We start from the raw sequence: 4,810 nt of genomic DNA, 5'->3' as shown, positions 1-4,810 counted from the left end.
TTACCGTCACTGTCAGGATAGAGAAGGTCGTCGTCAATCGATGGGGGAGAAAGTTGTTGTACCATTGCCTCAAAAGAGAAAAAGGTCGATACTTTGTTTTATTATACTATCAATATTCGCTATCGTCACGGCGATCGCTTTTCTCTACTCTATTCAAGAGTATCAAGATCGATGTTGAGTTGTTGAAGGCGATCGCGTAGTTTTTGTAAATCAGACTCAGCGCGATCGGCTCTTTGTTTTTGTAACTCCTTCTCCTCTCTTTCGCGATCGCGTTGTTCGACTATCTCAACATAATCAACAAATCTTTCCCCATTGGGATAAAATAATGCTAATTCTCCCTCTATCCTACTAAATTTTATTCCTAAACGCGGACTTTCCCAGCCCTCCATTTGCGAAATAACTTTTAATTTCTTCCCTTTTCTCAACCATCCTTGCAAGCGATTCTTCTTCGGATCGTACAAATAATACTCTTCAATTCCATGTTGTTGATAAAAATCAAATTTTGTCTCCATATCTTTTTTCCTGTTCCCAGGAGATAGAATTTCAAATGCAACTTGTGGGGCGATATTTTCCTCTTCCCATTGCCTATAAGACCCTCTATCTCCTTTCGGTCTTCCCAATACTACCATCACATCTGGCGCTTGTTTTTGCGGTTCCTCTTGCTCTAAGATTTGTTGTTTCGTCAATTTGACGGGATACCATAACAAATCTGCGGCCACAAACACATCCTCTCGGTCTTTAAAAAGAGAGTCCAGACCCCCTTTTATGGTGAAAATTAAGCGTAATTGGGTTGTATTGTCAGCCAAGGGTTTACCGTCACTGTCAGGATAGAGAAGGTCGTCGTCAATCGATGGGGGAGAAAGTTGTTGTACCATTGCCTCAAAAGAGAAAAAGGTCGATACGTTGCTTTATTATACTATCAATTGCGCTAATGCAGGAATACTTCTGGTTAAGAAAAAGTATCGGGATCGATTCCCATTTGTTTGAGACGATCGCGCATTACTTGCAATTTACTTCGTTCTGCTTCCAATTCTACCTGTATTTGTTGGCGATCGCGTTCTGAGCGATCGGCTCTTTGTTTTTCGCGATCGCGTTGTTCGACTATCTCAACATAATCAACAAATCTTTCCCCATTGGGATAAAATAATGCTAATTCTCCCTCTATCCTACTAAACTTTATTCCTAAACGCGGACTTTCCCAGCCCTCCATTTGCGGAATAACTTCTAATTTCTTCCCTTTTCTCAACCATCCTTGCAAGCGATTCTTCTTCGGATCGTACAAGTAATACTCTTCAATTCCATGTTGTTGATAAAAATTGAATTTTGTCTCCATCTCTTTTTTCTTGTTCCCAGGAGATAGGATTTCAAATGCGACTTGTGGGGCAATATTTTCCTCTTCCCATTGCCTATAAGACCCTCTATCTCCTTTCGGTCTTCCCAATACTACCATCACATCTGGTGCTTGTTTTTGCGGCTTCTCTTGCTCTAATATTTGTTGTTTCGTCAGTTTGACGGGATACCATAACAAATCTGCGGCCACAAACACATCCTCTCGGTCTTTAAAAAGAGAGTCTAGACCCCCTTTTATGGTGAAAATTAAGCGTAATTGGGTCGTATTGTCAGCCAAGGGTTTACCGTCACTGTCAGGATAGAGAAGGTCGTCGTCAATCGATGGGGGAGAAAGTTGTTGTACCATTGCCTCAAAAGAGAAAAGGGTCGATACTTTGTTTTATTATACAGAATTTAGTCAAGAAAGATGCAAATTGAGATTATCTAACTATTCTCATCGATCGCAACTCCTCGATCTAAGTGTAGCAAATTTCGCAGTTGTTCCGTATCTAACCGAGTTAACCATTGTTCTCCTGCATCCACGGTTTGTTCTGCGAGTTGTTTCTTGCTATTAATAATCTCATCAATGCGTTCCTCTAAAGTTCCCGTACAGACAAATTTATGCACTTGAACATTGCGTTTTTGACCGATGCGGAAAGCGCGATCGGTGGCTTGATTTTCTACCGCAGGATTCCACCAGCGATCGACGTGAAAAACATGGTTTGCACGGGTTAAATTTAATCCTGTTCCTCCTGCTTTTAAAGAGAGAATAAAAATTTGTGGACCATTGGGATCGCTTTGGAAGCGATCGATCATTTCTTGACGCTTTTCTCGACGAGTTGCACCATAAAGGAACAAGACTTCTGTTTCTAATTTGCGGGTTAAATAAGGTTGGATGAGTTTTCCCCATTCTGCAAATTGTGTGAAGATTAAAGCGCGATCGCCTTCTAAAACTACTTCTTCTAACATTTCCTCCAAACGCAACAATTTCCCCGAACGATCGCCTCGTGTGAGGGTCTTTTCCTGCAAATATTGTGCGGGATGGTTGCACACCTGTTTTAGCTTCATTAACAGCGTTAAAATTAAGCCATGACGTTGAATACCCTCCGCTTCCTCAATTGCTGTTAAAGAGTCATCAACCAAGGTTTGATAGAGTTGAGATTGTTCTCGGGATAAGCCACAAAAAACATTCATTTCTTGTTTTTCGGGTAAATCTTGAATGATATCTTTGTCAGTTTTTAAACGACGCAGAATGAAGGGTTGCACTAGCGATCGCAATTGTCCGAGGGAGTCGCGATCGCCGTACTTTTCAATGGGAATTGCAAAGCGTCGTTGAAAGAACTGTTTATTCCCCAAAAATCCAGGGTTGAGAAAGTCTAAAATCGACCATAATTCTGCAAGGCGATTTTCTACAGGAGTTCCAGTTAAAGCAATGCGAAATCCTGCTTTTAAAGTTCGGACTGCTTGAGACTGCTTGGATTGAGGATTTTTAATGTTTTGTGCTTCATCTAAAACAACTCCTTCCCAATCAACCATTTCTAGGGTTTTAATATCGCGAAAAACGAGAGAATAACTGGTTAAAATTATGTTTTGATTTTGTACAAATTTGACAAACTCTTTCCCCTTTTTTCGCTTATCCCCATGATGAATAAACTGAGAAAGAGTAGGAGAGAATTTTTGTAACTCTCGCTGCCAATTATTTAATACTGAAGTCGGACAAACCAGTAAAATAGGAGCATTTAAACCCCCTTCATCTTTCAGATTTAAGAAAAAGGCGATCGCCTGAATTGTATTGTGACAAACGATGCCATTAGCAATAAAATTATGATACTTCTCTACCTCAAAATCGTACACCCAACCATCATAAAAAACAGGCTCGATCGCTTTGATTTCTCGATATTCTAAGGCTTTTCCTGCTTCTGAAGGTAAGGCGATCGCTTCTCCTACCCTAAAATTATTTTTCCAACCCTGACGAGTTAATAATTTATGACGGTAAGTAATAGTAATACTAACCTCATCATCGAGAATAACTTGACGGAGATTTTCCCGTACTTTTTGCCGATACAGTTGCGCGATCGGTGCTTTAATTAATTCTCCCGTTGCTTCATCTAACGCCAAAATTTCTAAAGATTGCATCGGTTTTGACCACAATCCTTCTCCATCAAAGGCAGTAATTCCCGCATACACTTCCCAAATCTCTGCCGCCATTTTTTCTCGACCATTAACAGTAATAATTGTATCTGCCGCAACGCATTTTCCTAACCCCATATCATCCGCAAGACAAGCACCTAAACTCCACTGTTCTAAAAAGGCCAGCCAACTTGCTCCCCGTGCTTGATAGGGTCGCAATTCCCCCTGAAAATCCTTGGGTTCTTTGAGGGGTTTTAGTGCTTTATTTTCCGTTAAATTCGCAATTAAATCTTTAAGAACTCCCGACGCTGTAAAACTAAAAACAGGCAATTTAGCTAATACTTTGATATCTCCCGTACTCAACCGCAACGCATCTTCAACCGTTAAAGTTAACTCATCTTTTTTAGCAGGAGATAATATAGATTGAGCCGCCCGAACATCTGCTGGTTGTAGCGCCAGCCATTCCCCATTCACCTCAACTAAAGGAGAGCGTTGGGCAAGAAGTTGCTCGAAATCTTCTGCGGATAAACTTTGTTCTCCTACTGCCAATTCTAATTGATAATCAATGGGAATTTTTAGCCCCAAACGCTGTCCGCGTTTTTGTTTAACTTGGGCTTGAATTTTAATCCCCAAACGTTTTTCTTGCGATCGCGAATCCAATCCCGACGGTAAAATAGTATTAAAACCACTATCTTGTAATTGCCACGCACTAGCGCGGACAAATTCATAAACTTCAATGGGATTTAACAAACAACGCAGGGGTTTGCTGTGATTTAAACTGGCTTTAATGGGGTCGTATAATCGTGCCGCTAAACCTAACCCTTTTAGTAAAGTTTCTTGGGGATTTTCAATGGTTTGACCCTGATGCACTAAAACATCAACGGGATTTTGCCAAATCGTTTCTGCACTGACAACACAATCGGGATCCATTGCCGATCGCAATCCATAATCCAATTTCCAATCTAATTTACCCCAAGCAATTTCTCCTGTAGTGGGGGGGATGAGATGAAAATAAACGCGAAATTGTTCTTCTCCTAATTGTTCCGTCTTGGGAGTAACAAGATAATCTAGCACGGGAAATTCCCAAGTTTGTACGGCACTATGCAAGCGCTGTAGAGACTGGGTTGGGGCTTTAATACTTGTAGAAGACTGCATCAAGGATTGCAACCAGGGTTTGGCGATCGCATCTCCTCGGGAAGGTAGGGGAATATCCAACCATTCCCGCACCTGCCTCCCTACTACCCCACTTAAAAAGTTGAGGAGAAGTGCTTGGGGTTCTTGCCATTTGGTCGTTTGGGGAGTTTGGGGAGTGTGGGGGGGGTGGGGAGTGTGGGGAGGATGGGGAGGGTGG

General features: G+C 41.5%; 3 protein-coding genes. All 3 read right to left on the bottom strand.

Going from position 1 to position 4,810, the window contains the following annotated elements:
• Positions 1–149: 149 nt before the first annotated feature.
• Complete coding sequence (locus tag VB714_RS14495) at positions 150–875, bottom strand: Uma2 family endonuclease (RefSeq protein ID WP_323225319.1); 726 nt, start codon at positions 873–875, stop codon at positions 150–152.
• A gap of 74 nt (positions 876–949) precedes the next feature.
• Positions 950–1,696 (bottom strand): Uma2 family endonuclease, encoded by a 747-nt coding sequence (locus VB714_RS14490; protein WP_323225318.1) that lies wholly within the window; start codon positions 1,694–1,696, stop codon positions 950–952.
• A 77-nt stretch (positions 1,697–1,773) separates the two neighbouring features.
• Positions 1,774–4,810: SNF2-related protein (locus tag VB714_RS14485; RefSeq protein ID WP_323225317.1), on the bottom strand; the 3,037-nt coding region annotated here is incomplete at its 5' end.

The organism is Spirulina sp. 06S082 (assembly GCF_034932145.1).
Lineage (GTDB): Bacteria > Cyanobacteriota > Cyanobacteriia > Cyanobacteriales > Spirulinaceae > CCY15215.
The sequence above is the reverse complement of the archived record's forward strand: the minus strand, read 5'-3'. Positions and strand labels throughout refer to the sequence as shown.

Excerpts from the sequence above, each read along its gene's own strand:
- VB714_RS14490 (WP_323225318.1), bottom strand. The coding sequence starts at position 1,696 with ATGGTACAACAACTTTCTCCCCCATCGATTGACGACGACCTTCTCTAT.
- VB714_RS14495 (WP_323225319.1), bottom strand. The coding sequence starts at position 875 with ATGGTACAACAACTTTCTCCCCCATCGATTGACGACGACCTTCTCTAT.